Origin of the sequence: Streptomyces xiaopingdaonensis, assembly GCF_000262345.1 — a bacterium.
Taxonomy (GTDB): domain Bacteria; phylum Actinomycetota; class Actinomycetes; order Streptomycetales; family Streptomycetaceae; genus Streptomyces; species Streptomyces xiaopingdaonensis.
The window spans coordinates 1-2,203 of sequence record NZ_AJTQ01000140.1 but is presented as its reverse complement, the minus strand read 5'-3'; the positions used below and the strand labels follow the sequence as shown (position 1 = coordinate 2,203).

At 71.5% G+C, this 2,203-nt stretch carries 2 protein-coding genes; both read left to right on the top strand.

All coding sequences use genetic code 11. The features are described 5' to 3' along the window. Positions 1 to 953: homoserine kinase (gene thrB, locus UWG_RS29860; RefSeq protein ID WP_016907399.1), on the top strand; the 953-nt coding region annotated here is incomplete at its 5' end. A 396-nt stretch (positions 954 to 1,349) separates the two neighbouring features. Next, a partial coding sequence (locus UWG_RS0111695; protein WP_020372370.1) for a Rho termination factor N-terminal domain-containing protein occupies positions 1,350 to 2,203 on the top strand: 854 nt, incomplete at its 3' end.

Sequence of the window (2,203 nt, the reverse complement as noted above, 5' to 3'; positions counted from 1 at the left end):
CCCCCGCCACCAGCGCCAACCTCGGTCCCGGGTACGACGCCCTGGGCCTCGCCCTCGGCCTCTACGACGACCTGGTCGTACGGGTGGCCGACTCCGGTCTGCACATCGACCTCGCGGGCGAAGGCGCCGACACCCTTCCGCGCGACGAGAACCACCTGCTCGTGCGCGCGATGCGCAGCGCCTTCGACCTCCTCGGCGGTCAGCCCCGCGGCCTGGAGATCGTCTGCGCCAACCGCATCCCGCACGGCCGCGGCCTCGGCTCCTCCTCGGCGGCGATCTGTGCCGGTATCGTCGCGGCCCGCGCCGTCACCACGGGCGGTGAGGCCCGCCTCGACGACGCCGCGCTCCTCGAGCTCGCCACCGAGATCGAGGGCCACCCGGACAACGTCGCGGCCTGCCTCCTCGGCGGCTTCACCCTCGCCTGGACGGAGAACGGGGCCGCCCGCGCGATCCGGATGGAACCCGCCGAGTCCATCGATCCGGTGGTCTTCGTCCCGGCCGACCCGCTGCTCACCGAGACCGCCAGAGGGCTGCTCCCGCGCTCCGTGCCGCACGTCGACGCGGCCTTCAACGCGGCGCGCGCCGGCCTCCTCGTCGAGGCGTTGACGCGTCGGCCCGAGCTGCTGCTCGCGGCGACGGAGGACCGCCTGCACCAGGAGTACCGAGCCCCCGCCATGGCCGGGAGCGCGGAGCTCGTCCGACGGCTGCGCGCGGACGGCGTCCCGGCCGTCATCTCGGGCGCGGGCCCCACCGTCCTCGCACTTCCGGGTGACGAAGGGGCTGCGGAGAAGGTCGCGAGGCTCGCGGGCGAGGGCTGGACGGCGAACCGGCTCGTCCTCGACAGCGCGGGCGCGAGCGTGCTCCCGTTGCACGCGTCGGACAGATCGCCGGCCCCGGAGGACGGGCCGGCAGGGGGTGCCCGCCGCGCTGCGGGCGGGGACGACGGCCGGTGACAGGTGATCGCCGGTCTGCGAGAGGGGGAATGTTTGTTGGGCCCGGTAGTGTTAACCTCAAGTCAGCACACGCAGTCTCGTGGGTCTCCCGCAGATATCTGTGACGGCACGTAAAGTGCGGCACTATCTCGGGCCTGGCAGGCCCGGCAGGGACCACCACTTCTTCCAGGAGTCTCCCACTCTGCGTGATCGCATCCAGGCAGCGTCGAGCACGCTCCGGAGTCGGCACGAAGCCCCGAATCACAGCTTCGCGTCAACCACTGAATTGATCTCCCCGCCGTACATCCAGGCGGGGCCACCGTCCCGGTCAGGTCCGCAGTGCAAGGACTCGAGCCGGACAGCACAACCGGTCGCCGAGCCAGTAGGGCCGACGTCCGCTCCAGGGAAGGACCCTTCGTGAGCGACACCACCGATCTGATGGGCGTCAACGCCGCTCCTTCCGGGCCTGAGGGTCAGGGAGCCGCAAACGCCGCCGGCAGCTCCGCCGAGAGTGCCGCCGGGCCTGCCACGGACGCTTCCACCGGTGCCGCACCCCGGCGCCGGCGCTCCGGCACCGGCCTTGAGGGCATGGTCCTCGCCGAGCTTCAGCAGGTCGCCTCCCAACTCGGAATCAAGGGCACTGCGCGGATGCGCAAGGGCCAGCTGATCGAGGTCATCAAGGAGAGGCAGGCAGGCGGTAGTTCGTCGAGTTCCGGTAGTTCGTCGGCTGCTTCGTCGGGGCAGAAGTCCGCGCCTGCCAAGGGCGCGAAGGAGTCTGCGAAGCAGGCCGCGGAGAACGAGTCCGGGGCCGAAGCCGCGTCGGAGAAGCCGAAGCGGCGCGCCACCTCCAAGGCGCGCACCGGCGACGAGGAAGAGCGGCAGCAGCAGATCGACATCCCCGTGCAGACCGACGGCGACGAGCAGGCCGAGCGCCGCAACCGCCGCGGCCAGGGCGCCAAGTCCGACGCCGAGGGCGGCGAGGGCAAGTCCGGCAAGGACACCCAGAAGCAGGACGGCGCCAAGGACGGCCAGCCCAAGGACAGTCAGCCCAAGGACGGCCAGTCCAACAGCCAGGACCGCAGGCAGGAGCCGAAGGGCGAAGGCTCCAAGAGCGGTGAGGGCAAGGGCGGTTCCGACGGCGGCAACAAGCAGCAGCAGGACCGCCAGTCGAAGCGCGACCGCCAGCGCAACCGCAACAAGAACAACGACGGCGGTGGCGGCGGCGGTCAGCACCAGAACAACCAGGGCGGCGGCCGCGGCAACAACAACGA